Source organism: Rhodococcus sp. (in: high G+C Gram-positive bacteria), from assembly GCF_049286785.1.
Taxonomy (GTDB): Bacteria; Actinomycetota; Actinomycetes; order Mycobacteriales; family Mycobacteriaceae; genus Rhodococcus_F.
Genome location: NZ_JBAQEO010000553.1, coordinates 1 through 3,642 on the forward strand (window position 1 = coordinate 1; position 3,642 = coordinate 3,642).

Sequence of the window (3,642 nt, forward strand, 5' to 3'; positions counted from 1 at the left end):
TCGTATTCCTCCGGGTTATCCGTCTCGTAGACCCGGACCTTGTGGACGATCCGATTCGTTCGCGATGCTGGATTCTCCGACCAAGCACTGTCGGTCTGAGTAAACCGCATGATCTTCAGCATCAACGTCATCGCGTTTTCGTTGAAGTGGAACATCTCGCTCTCGAACATCCCGCGCGACCTGTGCTCGCGGGTCACCCGAACCGGAGCTCGGTAGATCACGTCCGGTGCGAGCATGCCGAGCCAGCCGGTCAGATCGTCGTCGTCGAGCAGTGCCGATTCCTCTTCGAGGAATTCGACCATCTGGAAATGGCGGGGATCGCCGACCGGGATTCGCTTGCCCTCAGGCTTCGGATACCCGACGCCCGGCGAGGCGCCTCCTGCCACACCTGAGGCCGGCTCATGCGTTACGTTGGCGGTCACCACGGACTCCCTTCCATGAACTCGAGGTAGCGGAGCCAGAAGTTCCACTGTGAATCGTCCTTCGGGAAGCCCGCATACACCTGTCCCGGTCCCGGCCAGTCCGACGGCTTGTTCTCACCGAGAATGGCCTGGTAGCGCAGCTTCTGCTCCTGTCCCATCGCACCGCGAGCAGCCTTGCTCTGCATCGGCCAGGTGTCGGTATCGTCGGCTTCGACGAACCCACTGATGCCGAATGACGCTGCGGTCATGAGGTTCATCGAGTCACGAAGCTCTGCGGGCGCATCACGCTCGACCAGAGTCCATGTGGTCAGCTCGAAATGATCGGGCCCCTTCGGTACCCACACACGCCACGTAAAGAAGGCCGACGGGGTGCCGTCCGGGAACTGGAACGGCATCGCCAGCGCACCGACGTTCGGGAACAGTTGGCCGACCTGCGGCGTGTACTCGGTGAGAGTACGCAGCTGTCCCACGTCGAACCGCGCTTCCAACTGGTCCACCATCTGAGGCGTAAGCCCAGGAGGCGGCATGATGCGGAGTCGGTCCATGTAGCTGAGGTCCGCCACCGCCTTGTCCTTGAGCGCGCTGATGTAGTGGCCCTCGGTGTAGTCGAAGCACCTCACGAAATGGCCTTGCCAACCGGCACTGACCCCGGCCATCGCCGGTTCCGCGTTGTCTTCGTCGGTCACCTGCAGCTCCTGCAAGGAGCGGTGCAACGTCAGCGTGTGGAAGATGTCACCGGCGAACTGCTCTGCGGCACTCTTCCAGTTTGCGTTGATGATGAAGCGCGAAGGATGCCCGAGCACCGTCATTCCGCTGTTCGTGCGGTCGAACATCAGATCCCAGTACCAGGTTATGGGCCCCAGATATTCACGGAGAGTCGGAGCGGTCTCGTCGAAGGTCGCGAAGATCATGCCGAGATATTCCTCGCTGCGTGCCCTCCTCAGTCCGAGCTCGGCCTTGGAACGCAAAGACCCGTGCATGTTCTCGCGGCCGATCGGCGCACCCAGGAACTTCCCGTCCGCCTTGAACGACCAGCCGTGATAGGGGCACTGGAACTGCTTAGCGTTGCCGGCTTCGAATCGGCACACCTTCGCGGCGCGGTGCGTGCACACGTTGAGCGACACCGTGATCGAGTTGTCGTCACCACGGCTGACGATCACCTCGTCCTCACCGATGTAGCGCAGTACGAAGTCACCCGGCTTCGGAACCTCGTCCTCATGGGCGAGGACCGTCCACGTCCGGGCAAAAAGACGCCGCAACTCGAGCTTGTACAGTTCGGGATCGTTCAGCACCCGCAGAGATACCTCGCGGTAGTCTCGGTCGATCAACTCGGCCAACGGCGTACCGTCGGCCAAGGTGAGAGACGTCTGAACCGGGCGGTCCTGTTCGATTGTCACGACGACGCCTCCGTATCCGGTTCTCCGCCCGACATGGCTTCGAACACGCTCAGGTCCGGTGGCCTGGTGTTCAGCCGCGGAATGTGGAGGCCGCCGTCGACCGGGATGGTTGCGCCCGTGATGAACCTCGACCCTTCGCTCGCGAGGAACGCCGCGACCGGTGCGATGTCTTCCTCCGGGTCGCCCATGCGCCCAGCCGGAATCATCATCGGGATGGCATCAGCCAGACCGGGGTTCTGCTCGACCATCTGCTTGAACGCGTCGGACGCCGCGATGGGTGCGATGGCGTTGGTCAGAATGTTGAACCGGGCCCACTGGATGCCGGCGGTCCGGGTCAGCGCCTGGACGCCACCCTTTGCCGTGTTGTAGTCGCCGTGCACCCAGTTGCCGTTGTCCGCGTCGACGGAGTAGAAGTTGATTATCCGACCCCCGCCGCCCGCCTTCATCACGGGGAACGCGGCCTGCATTCCCCACCAGACACTCCACAGACCGACATTCAGGGTCTTCTCGAACATTTCGTCGGTCTTCTGCTCGAGGAGCACATCCGGGGTCAACGCGATCGCGTTGTTCACGAGAATGTCGAGTCCCCCGAACGACTCCTGGGCGGCTGCCACAGCAGCCTGGATGTCGGCCTTCTTCGAGACATCCGTCTGAACGAACAAACCCGCGCCACCGAGGCCCTCGAGGTCCTCGGCTACCTGCTTGCCGGCGTCCACATCGAGTTCGGCCACCACGACGTTGGCACCCTCACGGGCGAAGCGGCGTGCAATTCCGCGGCCGATCCCTTTGCCGCCACCGGTGACGATGGCAACCTTTCCATCCAAACTTCCCATCCTGCTATGCCTTTCACTAGCCTGCCGCAGACGGCGCGATGAGTCGCTCGACAGGTGTGTCAATCATGGTCATTGCCGGTGCGGCACCCCGCGGGTGTGCGGCTGCCGCCTGTGCCCGAGCAGTTATGCCTGGGCTGATGTCTTGGCTCTGGCGTCCAGAACCTCACGAACCTTCTTACGGAACTCGGCGTCGTGGGTGTGGCTGAAGTTCACGTTCCCGCCGTCCTCGTCGAACTCGTGGAGTCCGGTGAGATCACGCTCTTCGTCGTCGAAATCGACGGCGTAGCCGCCTTCGCGCACCGCGACGATCTCCCACCAGTTGCCGTCCGGGTCGGTGAAGTAGAACGACGTGTCGCCGTGCATATGACGCGGCTCCGTGACCGACTTGATCCCGTACTTGTCCTTCACCGAGAGGATTTTCTCGTAGGCGGCCTGCACCTCTTCGGGGCTACCGACATCGAGCCCGTTGTGCGCGAGCATCGTCATCGAGCTCTCTTTGCCCGTTTCCACTACTGCATACGAGTGCTCGGTGTTGAGGCGGATCATCATCGAGCGAGCGCTCGGCTGGATCACTTCGAGGCCGAGTACCTCCTCGTAGAACTTGCGCGACCTGGCGAGGTCGACGACCTCGAGCGTGCCGTGACCGAGCTTCGAAACCTTGAGCAGCGGCTCACCGGTGAATCTATCGGTAATTCCGGGCATTTCTTCTAACCTCCAACTGCGTTGCAGTGATGTTCTTTTCCGAGGATCGGCGAGGTGTCGCCGGGTGTAATGCGGTCACGCACCGACCTGCAGGGCCTGTATCGCGGCTCCCATCTGCGCGGAGTCCATATACTCCTCGATCCGTGAGATGCGGCCGTCGACGACGGAGATGCGCTGGAGCGCCGGAATCGCCGCAACCTCACCGTTCGGCAGCGACAGCTTCGCCACGTGGCGTTGCACGCAAGCGCCGTCGGTCACATCTCGTCCGACGATCTCGAAGACTGCCTG

Annotated in this window: 4 protein-coding genes and 1 pseudogene; all 5 read right to left on the reverse strand. The window is 62.3% G+C overall.

What is annotated here, in order from left to right:
* The coding region (locus WAW17_RS19890; RefSeq protein ID WP_422334641.1) for an aromatic-ring-hydroxylating dioxygenase subunit beta at positions 1-422 on the reverse strand (422 nt) is incomplete at its 3' end.
* Positions 419-1,819: an aromatic ring-hydroxylating oxygenase subunit alpha gene (locus tag WAW17_RS19895; RefSeq protein ID WP_422334642.1), complete on the reverse strand. Its 1,401-nt coding sequence runs from the start codon at positions 1,817-1,819 to the stop codon at positions 419-421. The genes WAW17_RS19890 and WAW17_RS19895, both read right to left, overlap by 4 nt.
* Positions 1,816-2,652, reverse strand: a complete 837-nt coding sequence (locus WAW17_RS19900; RefSeq protein WP_422334643.1) for an SDR family NAD(P)-dependent oxidoreductase — start codon at positions 2,650-2,652, stop codon at positions 1,816-1,818. The genes WAW17_RS19895 and WAW17_RS19900 overlap by 4 nt, the downstream gene beginning before the upstream one ends.
* A gap of 123 nt (positions 2,653-2,775) precedes the next feature.
* Entirely contained in the window at positions 2,776-3,354 is a 579-nt protein-coding gene (locus WAW17_RS19905) for a VOC family protein (RefSeq protein WP_422334644.1), read from the reverse strand.
* A 75-nt stretch (positions 3,355-3,429) separates the two neighbouring features.
* A pseudogene (locus tag WAW17_RS19910) lies at positions 3,430-3,642 on the reverse strand (nuclear transport factor 2 family protein); the annotation flags it as partial.